Source organism: Arenibacter sp. S6351L (assembly GCF_023016025.1).
Taxonomy (GTDB): domain Bacteria; phylum Bacteroidota; class Bacteroidia; order Flavobacteriales; family Flavobacteriaceae; genus Arenibacter; species Arenibacter algicola_B.
The window spans coordinates 35,326-51,453 of the sequence record NZ_JALKBB010000018.1; the positions used below are offsets into that span (position 1 = coordinate 35,326).

The following is a 16,128-nucleotide window of genomic DNA, read 5'->3' on the forward strand; positions in this document are numbered from 1 at the left end:
TTGTTTTGTTTTTTGGAAGTTCTGATCTTCATTTGTAATCGGCTAGGGATATCTTTTGAATTCGGCGGCACTACATGCAATAAAGTATTATTTGCCTATAAATTTAGCGGGACGCTTTTTCAAAAAGGCATTGACACCTTCTGCAAAATCGCGACTACCAAACGTGGCAACTTGCTTTTCCGCTTCATAAGCAATGGTGTCGTATAGATCATGTCCCATGGCATAGAACATATCTTCTTTGGTAACACCAAAAGCTAGGGTTGGGCGTTTGGCCAATTCCTGTGCCCAGGCTTTGGCGGTTTTAAGCAAATCGGAGTCGTCCTGTACCAACTTATTGGTGAGTCCAAGACCCAAACATTCCTTAGCCATTATTTTTTTACCTTCCACGGCTATTTGTAATGCTTTGCTATATCCAACTTGTCTTGCCAAAAGCCAACTACCACCCCCGTCGGGGCCTAATCCAATATTAATAAAGGCGTACAACAAAGCACTGCTTTCGGACATTACCCTAAAATCGCAGGCAAGGGCCAGGGAAGCACCTACTCCGGCCGCAGTTCCGTTAATTGCCCCGATAATGGGTTTGCGAAGTGTAAAGAGAGTGCGCATCAATGGTTGGTAAGTGCTGGTAATATATGCCCTGCCTTCTTCGGGTGTAATTTGGCCAAAGACAGCCATATCCGCACCTGCACAAAAACCTTTTCCAGCCCCTGTAATAACCACTGCGCGAATGTCATCATCCTTGCGGATTTTGTTGATGGCAATGGTAATTCCGTTCACCAGATCGTCGGTAACCGCATTGTATCTTGAAGGCCTGTTCAGGGTAATAATTCCGATATCGCCTTCCTTTTCAAAAAGTACGCTCTCATTATTGTTGTTTTCAATTTTACTTGGGGTGTCTTTTTTAGGTGAGGAAGTTGTTTTCTTACTATTGGGATTTGAATAGGCTTGGGCTATAAATTCGGCAACACATGCGGGTTTTTCTTCCCCTTTTAGTTCAAATACAAGCTTCAATTTGTATTTGGCCCCGCCTTCAAATGGGCTGAATTCCATTAAAGACACTCTAGCCCTTAACAAGGCGCCTACCGGAGTGGCATTCATGAACCGCACTTTATCCAATCCATAGTTTACCCCCATTGCAATATCCTTTATCTTGAGAGTTTCAAAGCAGAATTTTGAGGCGAGGGACAGGACTAGAAATCCATGTGCCACCGTTTTTTTATAGGGTGAATATTTGGTAGATTTTTCAGGGTCTATATGAATCCATTGGTTATCGTCCGTTGTTCTGGCGAAGGTGTCGATCATATCCTGGGTTATTGTCATCCAATTGGATATCCCCAATTCCTTGCCCTGATAATGGGTCAAATCCGACAGCTGTGGAATTTCTGTGGAATACGCCTTGTTGATTAGTTTTTCTTCTGCCATTCGGTTCGTTTTTTTTCTTTTAAATTGTTTGGTATGTTCTAGCTTCGTTCAAATACTAATTAAATCCGCCAGCAATCATGTGCCCTCCATCAGCTGTAAAAACCGATCCGGTACAATAGCTGGACGCATCGGAGGCCAAAAAACAGGCTAGGCCGGCCATTTCGTCCGGAACGGCCATTCTTCCCGCCGGTAAATGCCGGGTTACCTGGTCCAATATTTTTTCGTTCTGCCAGAGGGCCGAACTGAATTTGGTCTTGATAAGTCCAGGGCAGATGGCGTTGGAACGGATACCAAACTTGCCCCATTCCACGGCCTGTGATTTTGTCAACATAATTAAAGCCGCCTTACTAACACTGTACAGCCCCAATCCAACACTTGGTTTCATTCCTTCTACCGAGGCAATATTGATAATACTTCCGCCTCCCCTTTTTTTCATAATGGAATAACATAGATTGGCCAAAAGGAAAGGGGCCTTGGTATTTATATCCATTATTTTGTCAAATAAAGCGTTTTCCATGGTGTCCAAGGGTCCATAAAACGGATTGGTAGCGGCATTGTTCACTAGGATATCCAAACCTCCAAAAGCATTTACCGTTTCCTCAACCAATTTTTTTAATTGATTTTCATCACCAACATGGCAAGCTATCCCCAAGGCATCGTATCCATTCGCTTTTAAATTGTTTGCAACTTGGTCAACTGCTTCTTGGCTACGGGAACTAATGACTACCTTGGCGCCGTATTCGGCAAGACCTCTTGCAATAGATTCTCCTATGCCTTTACTGGCACCAGTGACAATGGCCACTTTGTTCTTTAAATCGAATTTTTGTTTTATCCTTGTTTGCATCCCGCTTATTTTATTAGAGTTATAGGTTCTAAATATTTCTTATGGGTATGATGCTCAAATTAAACCGGCATAGCACCTCCATTGGCATGCAAGGTGTGGCCACTTATAAATCCGGCTTCCTTGGAAGCCAGAAATAAATAGGCGTGTCCCATATCTTCCGGTGTGCCAATCCGGCCTACGGGAATCATCGAAATCCCTGCTTGGATAACATCCTCAGGCATTGAATCTGTCATTTCAGTTTTAATAAATCCCGGGGCAACAGCATTTACGGTAATATTGTATTTGCCAACTTCCCTGCAAAGGGAATGTGTAAAGCCTACTATAGCAGCTTTACTGGCGCTATAGTTGGTCTGCCCAAAGGCGCCTTGGAAGGCATTCACGGAAGAGGCGGAAATAATCCTGCCGTAATTGGCCATTTTCATATGTGGCACAATTGCCTTGGCGGTTATGTAAAGGGAGTCTAAATTTACCCGCATAACTTGGTCCCATTCCTCGCGACTCATTTTTAGGATAGATCGGTCACGAATTATTCCGGCGTTGTTAATGAGTACATCTATCTTTCCATATTCGGAGATGACCTTTGCAACAGCCTTGTCAACAGAATCTTGGCTGGAAACATCCACATTCTGGTAAAATATTTTGCCGCCATCCTTGGCAATTTTGTCCGCAGTTTTCTGGCCTTCTTCCAAAACATCCCATAGGGCTACAGTGGCGCCTTCATTGCAGAATACTTTACAGATTCCTTCACCTATACCTCTTGCTCCGCCGGTAATGATTACAACCTGACCCTCTAGTTTTTTCATTTTTTTTAATTATTTAACTGGTTTTAATTCAGTAATTTAAAAAACTTTGAAGACAAACTCTAATGAAGTAACAAGTATTATTGGCAGAGGACAACTGTAGTAAGCCCTTATGGCAATCTGGGTAATTAAAAGTTTGAAATAATTTTTAGTTGGCCAAAAAGCAACTATAGAATGAAAATACCCTAGAAATCAAGGAAATTGATACTAGGGTAATTGGTGTTTATGTTTTTAATCGTTTTAAAACTGATACCTAACACCTAATGCAATATCCAGATCCAGGTCATCGGAATAGTTATCATTGAAACCCAACTCGGGACGTATGTCCAAGGATAACAGAAGGGGGAAATCAAAATTACATTCTATGCCTATATCTCCAGCAACTAAAGCAAAGGTACCATCTCCACCCGGGGAATCGAAGGAGCCTAATCCTGCCCCTGCACCTACATACCAGTTAAATAGTCCTTCTATTGGCATCACCCATTGATAGAGTCCAACCAACTTAAAGGCATCAACATTTTTGGAATCGCGCCAACCTAGGTCAAATTCAAGCCTATTGTTATCCGATACCGCTCTTTGATAGGATACTTCCCCTCCAAATCCGTCATTGTCCCCAAGCCTTAGACCAATGGCGTTTTTGGAAATTGCTTGGGCATTGGCCGCCGCTATTGTCATTGTTATAACTGTTAAAGTACTCAGTATTATTTTCATGATTATGATTGTTTTATTTTTTACAAGAATAGATATTCTTTGGTTTCCCCATTGTCCCCATCAAAGCAAATTATAACTCCATTGGTACCCATAGGGATGAACTTTTGAAAAAGTCAATATTTAATTTTGTAGGGGCATTAATTAAAATTGTTTGCTCGTACTTTGTGGATAGTAGTTTTCAATCTTTAAACTGATTATGGCCGACCGCAAACCGAAAAATAGAATATTTTGGATCATCGCTATTGCAATAGCCCTGATGCTACTTTTATTTGCCGTCCTGCAATTTAAGGCCAGAAGTTATATTGAAAATTTCTTGAGCCAAAAAATACCTGACCACATACATTTGACCTATAGCCAAATTCATGTAAACCTGATAAGTGGCTCCGTGGGATTAACAGACGTTGGGTTGGATTTTTTGGATGAGGACTCCAATTGTAGAAAAGCGGGGATGAGGTTGGATGCTATTGATATAAAGGGTGTAGGTTATTATCAGGCCTTATTTGGTAACACAATAAGTGTTAGAGAAATTCAATTGTTAAGGCCAAAGGGGGAATATTATCAAGGGGGGCATCAAGTTGAAAAAGATGGGATTTCGGCCTCTGACAGTGCCAAGGAAAGAACGTTGTCCATAGCCCAATTGTCCGTTGTAGATGGCGAATTCAGGATATTTGGAAAGGATCCGGACACTTTGGTTTTTTCGATGGAAAACTTGAATTTGTCCCTTGAGAATCTAAAAATGGACAAGGAAATTGTAGAACGTATAATTCCATTTGCCTATGGCGATTACGATTTGAGTACCGGAATGGTTTATGCGGATCTTGGACCATTTGAAGCGCTAACCCTAAGCGGTACAACTATCACGAACAAAGAATTACAACTTAGTAATTTATCCTTGAAGTCCAAGTATAACAAGATAACTCTTTCCAGAAAATTGGACAAAGAGCATGATTACATTGATTTGGAAATACCCGAAGTTGTTATGACTAATATGGATTTTGGATTTAATGCTGAACGATTTTTCCTAAACACCAAATCGGTTGTTCTCCAATACCCAAAAATGGAAATCTATCGCGATAAGCTTGTTCAGGACGATTATGAACAAAAAAAACTATACAGCCGAATGTTACGGGAGTTGCCCATAGATTTAAATGTTTCAGAGGTTAAAGTCAACGACGGATATATTTCGTATTCGGAATTGGTGAAAAGTGGGACAGTTCCGGGAGAGATTGTATTTGCCGATCTTGGCGCTACAATAAGCAATGTTTCCAATACCCAGGAAAGCGGCGAAAAGACCGAGATTAAGGCTGTGGCCCAACTTATGGGGGAAGCCCCAATTGAGCTGACATGGAATTTTGATGCCAACAAGGAGAACGATGCATTTTTCGTATCTGGTGTTGTCACTAATTTTAAGTCCAAAAGCATTAATCAATTCCTGAGATCCAATCTACGCACGGAGGCCGAAGGTGATGTGCAAGAGCTTTATTTTACTGTTAGTGGTGATGCAATTAGTTCTACTGGGGATATGAAAATGAACTATGAGGATTTTCGTTTTACAGTGCTTAAAAAGGATAGGATGGGTGTAAATAAACTATTGACCTTTGTTGGCAATATTTTCACCAATGATGGCTCCAAAACGGACGAATCGGGCTACAGATATGGGGAAATATATTCAGAGAGGGATAATACCAAATCATTCTTTAATTATTTATGGCTCAATGTAATGGACGGCATTGTCAATACACTTACCGGTGATGGCAAAAAGGAATAATTTTTTACCAGGATCAGATCAAGCTAAAAATAGGATGGGATATTCTGATTTAGGGGTTACTTTTTTGGCGCTGTATAGAATAGGGATATCCTTTTAAAGGACCAATCAAAATTGGCATTCTTATAATCCGGGCAGAATACTTAAAAAGAGCTAAGCTTCTCCTAAACAAATATACACTTACATTGCTATACCTAAGGTAGGTTTAGCATCATTCAAAAAGTCTCACAACGGCTGTTTTTTAGTTTGTAAATAGCTGCTTAAATGCATCTCTTTAGATCTTACTCAAATAGAGCAAAGCAAAAAATCGTTTGGATCAATGTTTCCGTACAAAGTGCCTTAACTTGTTGTTATTAACAAAAAATAAAATCATTAATATATTATGGAAACAACACAAGCAACTATCGGAATCAAAAAAGACAATAGAAAAGCCGTAGTGGCCATGCTGGGCAAACTTTTGGCGGACGAGTATTTGCTGTACACCAAATTGAGAAATGCGCATTGGAATGTAGAGGGAATCGATTTCCATACCAAACACGTTTTTTTTGAGGAAGAATACAATAAGATAGAGAAAATTGTAGATCAGGTTGCCGAGAGAATACGTATGCTAGGTTTTTATTCTCCGGGGACTTTGAACGAGTTTTTGGAACTTTCACATTTGAAGGATGAAAGTCCAAAAAAGAACGATAGCTCCAGTTTTATGGAAGTTTTATTGGAAGACCACGAAACAATTATCAAGTTTATTAGAAAAAGTATCAGTGAAAATGCAGAGGAGCACAATGACGAAGGTACGGCCGATTTCATAACAGGAATTATGCAATTGCATGAGCAGATGTCCTGGATGCTACGGGCTTCCTTAAAAACCTTTTAATAAGGAATAGGACTTAGAAAGTTATTTGACAGCGGCAGGAAAAACTCCTGCCGTTTTTTTATGAAGTAAGAGATTTTAAGGCCGGTCTGCAGCATCCAGTAATTGGTATTTAGTATTCCTTGAAGGAGGGGTGAATGGGACATAGATGGGCTAATAGGGATGTAGGTCTATTGATCAAGCCTTTAAAAACAAAAAAACCAGTCTAAAGACTGGTTGTGTAAATAATCTCAACTATATATTAGGCTGTGACAGCTACCAAATTTTGATGGTCCTGATAATGTTTAGGACTACAGTTGTATTTTTCCTTGAATATTTTGGAAAAATAGCTTCTGCTAGTTAGGCCTACACTATACACTATTTCCGAAATGTTGAGGTCGGTAGTCTTAATAAGGTGTTCTGCGGTCTCTACCCTAACGTTCCTAATGTAATCTGTGACCGTTCTGTCGAACAACAGTTTAAAACCTTCCTGTAATTTCGCCGGTGAAAGACCCGATTTCTTGCTTAGGTATTTTAGGCTGTATTGAATTTCCGGATAATTTTTGATGAAGTTGGATAACTCTTTTATATCATCCATTTCATCTTTGGTCAAGGATCCGAAATTGTTTTTTGCATTTTTTCTATCTTCCTTATGTTGTTGAATTTCCATGGCCAAAATAACATGTACAATACCTTTTATCAAAAGATTTCTAACCAATCCCTTTTGGGTAATAGCACCCAGCTGTTGTATTTTTTCGGCAATCTTTAGGTTGTATGAACCGATATAGGCAAAAATGTTCTGTCCTAGTTTTGGCAAAAATGTTTTTAGTAACTGATTTCTTAGAAGGTCGGTATTTTCATCATCTTGATCAAGTTCATGTGTGTCCACCATTATATTGGATAGTTTTACAACTTCATTTTTCCTAAAGAACAAGGTGGTATCCTGACTGGGGTCACAGGAAAATATTCCTGTTTGGAATTGGTTAAGGAGTCTTTTTTCTCCTTTGATTCCGAAACTGTGACTGATTTTTCCTTTGGCACAATACATAAAGTGAATGGGGTTGGTAATCGGCATATTATTGATGAGAAGCATATCTTCCTTGAAGACAATGTCGTATTCCATAAAAGATATATTATTCTTAAAGGAAACCCCGCTAATGACACCGCTTACCAAATTATTGTGCAGTTCTAGGTTATACTCCTGTGGTCGAATTTTTAATTTTCCGCCCAAGTCTTGCTGTAACTGATTAAATATGTTGGCTATATTGTTCGTTTTAAGATATACAATTTTCATGTTTCCGTATTTTAGAATTAGTACTTCATTTATCTCTAATAACCCTGGTAATAAATAATACCACGGCAAGTAGTAGGAATAGATGTATTATTATGCCGACGTTGAATATAAAAAAGCCAATAGCCCATAGAAAGAGCATTATTATTGCTGCGATAATCAACATTTTTGGCATTTTCCTTTTTATCATAATCAAAAGGCCACATGGCCTTCGCAATTAATTAAGTCTTGGACTTAGTTGGATTCTGAATGGCTATTGGTCATGCCCATGATAAAATTATCAGGAAGATCATAATTTTTGTTGTCCTCGGAATCCAAGGTCCAACTTTTTCCAATTTTTGAATTCAGTTGATAGGGTTCTGTTGTCTTTTTCATGTTGGCTGTCTTTATATTGCTTATTGTGTTCCACAAAGTTCGTTACAGAGGGTGTCTTTTATGTTATACAATTTTTATATTCTGTTATATAATTCCACGAAATGACCCCTATTTCATTAAAAAGAGTAAGATTTTAATGGACAGAATCAATGATTAACAAGAATTTAAGTAGCTGTTTTATTGGGATTTTTGGTTGTGTTAGAGTATCTTTTGCTAGGTATTTTTCTTGATAAAAGGAAGTTATTGGTTGTACCCAATCTTAGGGTAATATTTAATTTAAAGTGATTTTGTTATAATTAAGAGGAGAGGATTCAACTACTAAAGAGCATGGTTAATGCGGTAGTTTTTGAGATTGATGCCCGCTTAGAAGAAGATATTTCTGGGGTATATGTCATATTTAGACAGGCAAATAGATGTAAAAGGTAGCTCCTTTGTTTACTTGGCCATAAGCCACGATATGTCCTTTGTGTTTTTCCACGATCTTTTTGCAAATAGCCAATCCTATTCCCGTGCCGGAATATTCGTTTTTTTGATGAAGGCGTTGGAATAGTTCAAATATTTTATTGGCATTGGCCTGCTCAAAACCAATACCGTTATCCTTAACGGAAATACAGTAATATTCCTTGGCTTTTTTATGAAAATCATCAGGAATTGAAGTGCGCTGCATTTTTTTGCAAGCGATTTCTATTTTTGGAGTATCAAGAATACTGTGATATTTGATGGAATTGGAAATCAGGTTGCTGAATAGTTGCTCTAACTGAAAGGGGACACCTTTTACCTCAGGAAGGTCGCCAAGTACAAATTCTACCCCCGACTCCCTAATTGGGGCCTCCAGATCTTCCTGTACTTTTTCCATAACAAGATTCAGGTCTACTTGCAGGAAGTCCTTTTTCTTTTTGCTAAGTCTGGAATAGGATAGTAGGTATTTTATAAGGGTCTGCATCCGGTTGGCAGAGGATTTTACTTTGTCAATGTATTGCGCTTGTTGTTCCGTAAAATTTGAGGAATTGGAATCCATTATCCTCGAAATGAACATTTGAATTTTCCTTAAAGGCTCCTGAAGGTCATGACTGGCAACACGGTTAAAAGATTCCAATTCACTATTGGTGCGTTTTAGTTCCAGGTTCTTATCCTTTAGTTTTTGTTCATTTTTTAGTTCTTTGGTGATATCCTTGACTACCCCAATAAATTCGGTCTTTAAAAAATGGCCTGTATTCTGAAGGTGTTTTACCTTCCCTTTTTTGGTTATAATGCGATAGGTGAAATTGGTGATTATTTTTTTCTCCAAGGCCAGGTTTAGTTTTTCGTCATAAACCATAAGGTCTTTTGGATGCACAAAGGGCCTGTAATTTTCAGGTGCTGGCTTAAACTCGTTGGGTTCGCAATCCAATAACCTGAAAAAATTATCGGACATGGTGGCCTCTTGGGTTTCAATATTCCAACGGTAGCTACCAATTTTGGCAACCGCCTCCGCATCATTTAAAATAGAATTCTGTACCGTTAATTGTTCGTTAAGCTCCAATAAACGTTGTTTGGTATTAATTACCTGAGTGCTGTCATAGGAAGTAAGGGTAATACCATCGTTTAGTTTATTTATGGTAGTATGGACCCAAACGCGTTTTTCTTTTAATGGATATTCGGTTTCATGTGTTTCAATGGTGCCATTGTTGGCACATTTTACCATCAAGTCATATAATCCCGTTTCATGTACAAAGGGGTAGATTTTGGAGATGGATTTTCCTATCACTTCATCGACCTGTTTTCCGGTAAGGTTCTCACTTTCGGTGTTGGTGAATAAATATTTGAAATCTATTATTTTACCATTCGAATCTCTCTCGGTAATAAGATGACTAACAGTATTACTGGTGCTTTCAAGAATATTGTTCAAAAAAGACTTGGTTTCTATCAAATTGTGGTTCTGCTTTTCCAGCTGTTGGTTCAAATCCTTTAAATTCCGTGTAAATTCCCTTTCGGAGGTCGTATCGATGGAAGTGGTTAAAACCCCGTCCTCCATTTTTACAGCAGTGGTCCTGAACCAAAACTCATGGCCATTGTATTGAAAATGTTTTTCGAATTTACGGGTGCCCCCCTCTGCAATAACCTTCGATAATTCGTCAAAAATGCCATTCTCAAAGTTAACGGGAACTAGTTCGGACATTTTACGTTGCTCTATTTGGTCGGATTTTCTCCCTAGAACCGATTCAATTTTTTCATTGGTAAATACGATGGTAAAGTCTTTTATTTCACCGCTTGTATTGTAAATGGGCAAGAAGTAACTTATAATATTGTCTGTACTACTTAAAATATTTTGAAGGAATTTCTCTGCGGTGACTGTTTTTTTTCGCTGCGAGTTTATCTGTAGAAATGAGATAATGAAGATAAATAAGGCAAACATACCCAAGAGTAAAGTCATTAGGGGCGTAAATAATATTTGCGATCTATATTCTTCCTTGCGCTTTGCAAGTTGAATCTGCTTTTCTTGATACATTTGGTTTCTAAGCAAATTCAACTGGGTAATGGACTTTGAAACCTTGGTTATTTTTTCCCTATCACTGGAAGAGTAATTTGTTTTTTGGAAGGGAATATTTGCTATAATCTTTAAGGAATTATAAAGGCTGTCCTGCCAGGATTGTACCGAAAGTAGAATTTTCTGATGTACAGAATTATCTTGGGTTAGCTTCCTAAGTTTTTGGAAGGACTCCTGTACTTGCGGTTTGTAATTTTCATAGGAAGAAATACCCAATGTGTCCTGGGAAAGCAGATTTTTAAGCTCCGTAGACTGCATTTGGGCATAATAGGAAAAAAGTTGATTTATTTCCATGTCCACCTCCAAGGTATGGGAAACCATATCTGCCGATTGTCCAAGCTGTACGATCTGCTTGTAACTGATGCTCCCAAGAAACATAAGTAGGGCAATGGCCAAAATAAGCGAGACGGCAAGTACTTTTGGAGAGGATGTTATTTTTCTTATCGGCATGCCTTAACTCCCTTTAGATCCTTAATAAAAAATTATCCTTGTTCAAGGCCGAGGTATGGTATTGCCAATTGAGCTGTAAAACCTTTTCAATTGCCTGTTTTAGGGCCCCAAAGCTATTGGGTTTATTAATGTAAATATTGGCGCCGTTTACAAAGGTTTCTTCAATATCGGCTTCGGAAGAAGATGTTGAATATATGGCAACCAGTAGGTCCTGAAGTCTAGGGTGGTTTCTTATTTCATTGAGGCACTGCATTCCATTCTTGACGGGCATGTTTAAATCCAGAAATACTATTTCCGGTAAGATCACATTGGGCAGGACCAAGTAATCCATTAACTCTTTTCCATTATTGAAAAGAGATAATTTAGTCTTAATTTTAATTTCATTCATGGCTTCCTTGAACAATGTTCTGTCATCTTCATCATCATCGGCCAAGGCTATGTTTAGCGTATGTAAGGGCATATTTTGGTCTGGTTATTTTTGGGTTAAGGCTCTTTCTTTCCGTTTAAGGATTATTTTCTGAAAGGCGGAAGGAGTAAGTCCGGTCGTTTTTTTGAATTGGGCCGATAAATGTGATACGCTGCTATAGTTAAGCTTATAAGCTATTTCGGTTAAAGTTAGTTCATTTTGAAGGATTAAACTTTTGGCTATATCTATTTTTTTTAAAATTACAAAGTTCTCAATTGAAGAGTAGGTCGCTTCAGAGAATACTGAGGACAAATAGGTATATGAATAGTCCAGTTTTTCAGAAAGATAGGTGGAGAAATTGTAAAGTTTAGGGTTCTCTTCATCATTGATCCATTCTGTAACGGAATCTTTAATACGTTGCACCAATGCCATTTGTTGGTCATCCATAATTTCTATACCATATTTTCCCAAAAGAGATGCCATTTCCTGTTCTTCCCCAGCTGTAGGCCTTCTTTCAAATTCAATTTCCCCTACACCGTGAATGGTGTATTTCATTCCTAAGGCGTCCAATTGTTCCTGTAGAACAGCTTTACAGATAAGGTTAAAATCAAATTTTAAATAGATTCTCATTAATTGCATATAATATGGGCCTGTTACATGGATTCCCGTAAACAGGGAAAACAATGTAGGCGTTATACACAAAGATGATGATTTTTTAATTTCAATTAAACTGCTCAGTGAATTTTTTATCCATTGTACACCTAATTGATACCGTAGCTAATATTTGCTACTATCTATATGTGCAGCCTTACTCGCATTCTAGGAAGTGGTTATAATGCCTTGTGCATGCTGTGGTAGCTTTATTAGCGATTAAATGGTTTTAGTTTGTTATGTAGTTTTCTTCGGGAATTTCCTTAAAAAATTCTGCTGTTTCAATATTGCTCGATGGGCTATAATTGGCCAATACTGTTCCCTTGCTGCCGTCGTTTGTTTCCAAAATATATAAAATGGACATGTCGGACGGATTGCTCATACCTTCGAAGCGATATTCCTTTAAAATAGTAACATTTTCAGGCGAATATTCAATTTTCGTCTTCAAGTCGATCAATTTCATGTTTTCCACCCGGTAGTTGCCATTAAAGCCTTTTTTTTGATATTTATCTATAATTTCTTTTTCGTTCTTGGCAAATTCATTCTTCATTTTCATATTTTTTAAATTTATATCGGATTATATTTTTAATTGAATCTTTGGAAAAAGGTTCCTTTGTTTTTTGTAACCAAAAATCATTGGTCATACTATTGGGTATAAGGTCTGGGCATTGTCATGTATTTCCTGGGGAAATAAAAACGGACAAAATCCGCAAAGGAAAATGTCCGTTCATAACAAAATCTAACCAACCAAAGAGAATCTTTTAATTGTCGTCCGTGGCGTCATCTATTTCATCACCAATTTCTTCCACACCTTCCTCAATATCATCACCTACCTGTTCTATTCCGTCCTCAATCTTCTCACCTGTAGTTTTTTCTTCCCTGCAACTGGTAAAGGTGGATAAAGAAATAGTAAATAGTAGAGCGAATAAAAAGTATATTATCGATTTTTTCATTTTTATAGTTTTAGGATTACGTACTTGTGTACTTAATGTTGTTAATGATAATTATTACAAAGCTGTCTTATTTAGACCTTACTTCTGCCTGTAAATAATGATATTACAAAGAGAATCAAGAAAATAAAAAATAAGATTTTGGCAATACTGGCAGCTCCTGCTGCTATTCCCCCGAATCCGAAAATTGCGGCGATTATTGCTAATATTACAAATGTTACTGTCCATCGTAGCATGATATATGTGTTTTTTAGGTTAATACTATAAATTGTTCTTTAAACAATCTCTGAAACAAATCTCGGGCTATTAAATCACTTTGATTAACGTTATCACATTAATGGTTAACACAGATGGTTTTAGTGTAACTTGTTTTAATTCAGTTGTTTGTAGGGTTGGTGAATTTGATGTTTTCCGGAATGTCCAATGTTCGTATAGGGAAGGGGATATTAATGTTGTTATCGTCAAAAGCTTTCTTTATGGCTATCATGGCGATAGTTTTGGCTTTTAAGACCTCTAGAGAGGAGGTGGATTGAATCCAAAATCGAGTTTCAAAATTTATGGAGCTATCGCCAAATTCGGTATAAAGAAAAATTACTTCCTTGGCATTTTCTACGTTGTCAAAATGGGAGGCAATGGTCTTGCATACCAAGTCGCGCACAAATTCCAAATTGGACGAATAGGCAACACCGCACTTAAGAATTACACGGGACTGTGCTGTTGTTGAGAAATTTCTTATTGGGTTCTCCAAAACCAATTTATTGGGAATGTAAACCAAATTATTGTCCGATTGTTTTATGGTTACTGCTCTTAGGTCTATATCGATCACCTCACCTTCATAATCATTGCTCTCTATCCAATCCCCAAATTTTATATGCTTTATATAGGAAAGTACTATACCGGAATAGGTGTTGGCCAGGGCGCCCTGCAATGCCAGACCTACAGCCAGACCTGCTACCCCTGCACCCGCTAAAATTGTATTTAGCGTTTTGCTTAGGTCCAAGATTCCAAGCACTAGAAATAACCCGGTTAGAATTACCAAAACTGAAATTAATTTGGTAATTAAATTCTTCATGGATTTTTGTAGACTGCTTTTCTCCAATAGTTTCCACGTAAGTTTGGTGAAATATTTGGAAAGTAGAATTACGATGGTGAATACGAACAGAGCTAAAATAATATTGGGTAAATTCACTATTAAACTGTCTACCCAAGACGTTAGTCTATTGATCATTTCCTCCCAGGCCTCGTCTATATCTAAATCCATAACCGTACTTTTAGTTGTTGTTTTAAAAGTTAAGAAGATTTTCAGGAATAACCCTATGATTCTTAAATATACGTTTATAATAAACGCTGATCCAATAAAAATGGTTCCGATATACTTAAATATCGGAACCATTAATTAACAACCAACCTAACCATCTTAATCGAATTACTCTTGTAGTTTACAGTAATTCAAAGAAGAATACATTTAAACCCAAATGTCCCCCCGAAATTATGGGTTTACCTGATTGCCAAAACGTAAATGGCAATATTCTTTTTCTTATAAACCAAAATTATCAAAGGCGTTCAATATATGTGTGCTGTAATATCAATAAGATTGACTCTTTTGCTAATCTATAAAGTAGATGACATGGGTTGATTTGTTCAATTCATTCAATTTCAATGGTATGTGATACAATTTATTGGTATTGGGTTAGTGCAGTAAAAGGGATTAACTACCTTTAATCAACTTGTTAATTGGTTGCGACATGTTTAAATCTGCTATTAAAATAGTCAAGGTATTATATCGTAGAGTGCTATTGAGCATTGCATTTTACCCTGTGCTCATTTCATTCGGCTATTGTCTATTGGCATTTATAATACTGGAACTGGAAAGTTTGGAATTGGCCAAAAGGTTTAAAGAACAGATTCCTTACCTCTTTATAGAGGATTATGAAACGGCTAGGGCCATATTAACAACTTTAATTGGTGGCATTCTTTCTTTAACGGTATTTAGTTTTACCATGGTCATGGTGGTACTCAGCCAGGCTTCTTCCAATTTCTCTCCAAGATTATTGCCAAGTCTGGTCTCCAATAAAAGACATCAATTAATTTTAGGGGTTTATATAGGTACACTGTTGTATTGTATTATAATTCTCATTGTTCTTGGAGCCAATGATATTGAAACCCATTCGGTGGGGTTCTCAGCCATGTTGGCCGCAATTTCAGGAGTATTTTGTACAGGATTGTTTGTATATTTTATCCATAGCATTTCTGTCTCTATTCAAATTCAAAATATAATAGATAATATATTTCGATCCAGTTCAAAATATTTGGATAAGGACTTTGAGGATTCTAGTAGCCTAAAGGTTGGGTTGCGAGAATTTAAGATGGATGATTTTGAAACCATTAACTCAGATAAGTCGGGCTATTATAGAGGGTTTGATGACTCTTTGTTAAGCGATTCCTTAGTTGGGAATTGCCATCAATTTGAAATACTGCCATTCGTTGGATGTCATTTATGGGAAGGAATGCCATTGATAAGAGCCCAGAATTCGCTTTCGGATGAGGATTTGAAAAACTTAATGTTGTGTATAAATATTTCCAGTAATAGAAGTGATCAAAACGAGGGAATAGACGGATTTATTAAATTGATGGAAATAGCGGTCAAAGCCATGTCACCGGGGATTAACGATCCTGGAACTGCCATTGATGCCATTAATAAATTGGCACCATTATTTGTGAAGATTTTGAGATTTCCGCCTAAGACTTCCAACTCCTTAAGGGACGGCAAGATTATCATAGTCAGAAATAACGTTATGGCCAAGGAATTACTTCAGACAATTATTCAGCCTATCAGGTTGTATGCAAAAAAGGATAGTTCAGTTGTTATTGCCTTGCTTGGGGCCTTAAAATTTATAGCGCGTGATGCAAAGGTTTCCAAGGAAAATAAGGAAGATGTGAAAAAGGAATTGGAAGCTTTAAAAATAGATGTGGAGGGAAATATTGAGAATAAATTTGATCGCGAAAAAGTTTTGGCAATGTTTGAATAGAAAAATTATTAAGGAGCAATTCTGGAAATGGTTTGTTGTATTGAGTTATACCATTTATAC

Annotated in this window: 16 protein-coding genes; 3 read left to right on the top strand and 13 right to left on the bottom strand. The window is 37.5% G+C overall.

The annotated features are described in order from the left end of the window. Window positions 1–87: 87 nt before the first annotated feature. From MWU82_RS14805 to MWU82_RS14820, 4 genes are all read right to left on the bottom strand, one after another. A complete protein-coding gene (locus tag MWU82_RS14805; RefSeq protein ID WP_247096982.1) occupies window positions 88–1,422 on the bottom strand; it encodes an enoyl-CoA hydratase-related protein in 1,335 nt (444 codons plus the stop codon). 55 nt (window positions 1,423–1,477) lie between these two features. Further along, window positions 1,478–2,266, bottom strand: coding sequence for a glucose 1-dehydrogenase (locus tag MWU82_RS14810; RefSeq protein ID WP_247096983.1), 789 nt, complete (start codon window positions 2,264–2,266; stop codon window positions 1,478–1,480). Window positions 2,267–2,325: 59 nt separating this feature from the next. After that, complete coding sequence (gene fabG / locus MWU82_RS14815; protein WP_247096984.1) at window positions 2,326–3,069, bottom strand: 3-oxoacyl-ACP reductase FabG; 744 nt, start codon at window positions 3,067–3,069, stop codon at window positions 2,326–2,328. Between the two features lie 237 nt (window positions 3,070–3,306). Beyond that, window positions 3,307–3,777: a hypothetical protein gene (locus MWU82_RS14820; RefSeq protein WP_247096985.1), complete on the bottom strand. Its 471-nt coding sequence runs from the start codon at window positions 3,775–3,777 to the stop codon at window positions 3,307–3,309. A 196-nt stretch (window positions 3,778–3,973) separates the two neighbouring features. Here MWU82_RS14820 and MWU82_RS14825 point away from each other — a divergent pair, with 196 nt between their 5' ends. Continuing rightward, window positions 3,974–5,545, top strand: a complete 1,572-nt coding sequence (locus tag MWU82_RS14825; protein ID WP_247096986.1) for a hypothetical protein — start codon at window positions 3,974–3,976, stop codon at window positions 5,543–5,545. Window positions 5,546–5,924: 379 nt separating this feature from the next. Further along, complete coding sequence (locus tag MWU82_RS14830) at window positions 5,925–6,413, top strand: DNA starvation/stationary phase protection protein (protein WP_247096987.1); 489 nt, start codon at window positions 5,925–5,927, stop codon at window positions 6,411–6,413. 238 nt (window positions 6,414–6,651) lie between these two features. Here MWU82_RS14830 and MWU82_RS14835 read toward each other — a convergent pair whose 3' ends face one another. The 9 genes from MWU82_RS14835 to MWU82_RS14875 all read right to left on the bottom strand — a co-directional run bounded on the left by MWU82_RS14835 (window position 6,652) and on the right by MWU82_RS14875 (window position 14,300). Then, window positions 6,652–7,683 carry a helix-turn-helix transcriptional regulator gene (locus MWU82_RS14835; RefSeq protein ID WP_215946622.1) on the bottom strand — a complete coding sequence of 344 codons (1,032 nt, stop codon included), beginning with the start codon at window positions 7,681–7,683 and terminating at the stop codon, window positions 6,652–6,654. Between the two features lie 231 nt (window positions 7,684–7,914). Beyond that, the gene (locus tag MWU82_RS14840) at window positions 7,915–8,055 is read right to left on the bottom strand and encodes a hypothetical protein (RefSeq protein WP_247096988.1); all 141 of its coding nucleotides are present in this window, start codon (window positions 8,053–8,055) and stop codon (window positions 7,915–7,917) included. Between the two features lie 397 nt (window positions 8,056–8,452). Beyond that, window positions 8,453–11,032, bottom strand: a complete 2,580-nt coding sequence (locus MWU82_RS14845; RefSeq protein ID WP_247096989.1) for an ATP-binding protein — start codon at window positions 11,030–11,032, stop codon at window positions 8,453–8,455. A gap of 13 nt (window positions 11,033–11,045) precedes the next feature. After that, complete coding sequence (locus MWU82_RS14850; RefSeq protein WP_215946626.1) at window positions 11,046–11,492, bottom strand: response regulator; 447 nt, start codon at window positions 11,490–11,492, stop codon at window positions 11,046–11,048. A 12-nt stretch (window positions 11,493–11,504) separates the two neighbouring features. Further along, on the bottom strand, window positions 11,505–12,068 hold the full coding sequence (locus MWU82_RS14855) for an AraC family transcriptional regulator (protein ID WP_215946627.1): 564 nt from the start codon (window positions 12,066–12,068) through the stop codon (window positions 11,505–11,507). Between the two features lie 250 nt (window positions 12,069–12,318). Further along, a complete protein-coding gene (locus MWU82_RS14860) occupies window positions 12,319–12,639 on the bottom strand; it encodes a hypothetical protein (RefSeq protein ID WP_215946628.1) in 321 nt (106 codons plus the stop codon). Between the two features lie 211 nt (window positions 12,640–12,850). Then, complete coding sequence (locus MWU82_RS14865) at window positions 12,851–13,042, bottom strand: hypothetical protein (protein ID WP_215946629.1); 192 nt, start codon at window positions 13,040–13,042, stop codon at window positions 12,851–12,853. A gap of 71 nt (window positions 13,043–13,113) precedes the next feature. Beyond that, window positions 13,114–13,275 carry a DUF1328 family protein gene (locus MWU82_RS14870; RefSeq protein ID WP_072862602.1) on the bottom strand — a complete coding sequence of 54 codons (162 nt, stop codon included), beginning with the start codon at window positions 13,273–13,275 and terminating at the stop codon, window positions 13,114–13,116. A 140-nt stretch (window positions 13,276–13,415) separates the two neighbouring features. Further along, window positions 13,416–14,300 (bottom strand): mechanosensitive ion channel family protein, encoded by an 885-nt coding sequence (locus MWU82_RS14875; protein ID WP_215946630.1) that lies wholly within the window; start codon window positions 14,298–14,300, stop codon window positions 13,416–13,418. Between the two features lie 484 nt (window positions 14,301–14,784). Here MWU82_RS14875 and MWU82_RS14880 point away from each other — a divergent pair, with 484 nt between their 5' ends. Beyond that, window positions 14,785–16,068 carry a DUF2254 domain-containing protein gene (locus MWU82_RS14880; RefSeq protein ID WP_247096990.1) on the top strand — a complete coding sequence of 428 codons (1,284 nt, stop codon included), beginning with the start codon at window positions 14,785–14,787 and terminating at the stop codon, window positions 16,066–16,068. Window positions 16,069–16,128: the final 60 nt, after the last annotated feature.

What these genes read in the sequence shown, in the direction of transcription:
- MWU82_RS14805 (WP_247096982.1), bottom strand. Translation starts at nt 1,422, where the DNA reads ATGGCAGAAGAAAAACTAATCAACAAGGCGTATTCCACAGAAATTCCA.
- MWU82_RS14810 (WP_247096983.1), bottom strand. Translation starts at nt 2,266, where the DNA reads ATGCAAACAAGGATAAAACAAAAATTCGATTTAAAGAACAAAGTGGCC.
- fabG (WP_247096984.1), bottom strand. Translation starts at nt 3,069, where the DNA reads ATGAAAAAACTAGAGGGTCAGGTTGTAATCATTACCGGCGGAGCAAGA.
- MWU82_RS14820 (WP_247096985.1), bottom strand. Translation starts at nt 3,777, where the DNA reads ATGAAAATAATACTGAGTACTTTAACAGTTATAACAATGACAATAGCG.
- MWU82_RS14825 (WP_247096986.1), top strand. Translation starts at nt 3,974, where the DNA reads ATGGCCGACCGCAAACCGAAAAATAGAATATTTTGGATCATCGCTATT.
- MWU82_RS14830 (WP_247096987.1), top strand. Translation starts at nt 5,925, where the DNA reads ATGGAAACAACACAAGCAACTATCGGAATCAAAAAAGACAATAGAAAA.
- MWU82_RS14835 (WP_215946622.1), bottom strand. Translation starts at nt 7,683, where the DNA reads ATGAAAATTGTATATCTTAAAACGAACAATATAGCCAACATATTTAAT.
- MWU82_RS14840 (WP_247096988.1), bottom strand. Translation starts at nt 8,055, where the DNA reads ATGAAAAAGACAACAGAACCCTATCAACTGAATTCAAAAATTGGAAAA.
- MWU82_RS14845 (WP_247096989.1), bottom strand. Translation starts at nt 11,032, where the DNA reads ATGCCGATAAGAAAAATAACATCCTCTCCAAAAGTACTTGCCGTCTCG.
- MWU82_RS14850 (WP_215946626.1), bottom strand. Translation starts at nt 11,492, where the DNA reads ATGCCCTTACATACGCTAAACATAGCCTTGGCCGATGATGATGAAGAT.
- MWU82_RS14855 (WP_215946627.1), bottom strand. Translation starts at nt 12,068, where the DNA reads ATGAGAATCTATTTAAAATTTGATTTTAACCTTATCTGTAAAGCTGTT.
- MWU82_RS14860 (WP_215946628.1), bottom strand. Translation starts at nt 12,639, where the DNA reads ATGAAGAATGAATTTGCCAAGAACGAAAAAGAAATTATAGATAAATAT.
- MWU82_RS14865 (WP_215946629.1), bottom strand. Translation starts at nt 13,042, where the DNA reads ATGAAAAAATCGATAATATACTTTTTATTCGCTCTACTATTTACTATT.
- MWU82_RS14870 (WP_072862602.1), bottom strand. Translation starts at nt 13,275, where the DNA reads ATGCTACGATGGACAGTAACATTTGTAATATTAGCAATAATCGCCGCA.
- MWU82_RS14875 (WP_215946630.1), bottom strand. Translation starts at nt 14,300, where the DNA reads ATGGATTTAGATATAGACGAGGCCTGGGAGGAAATGATCAATAGACTA.
- MWU82_RS14880 (WP_247096990.1), top strand. Translation starts at nt 14,785, where the DNA reads ATGTTTAAATCTGCTATTAAAATAGTCAAGGTATTATATCGTAGAGTG.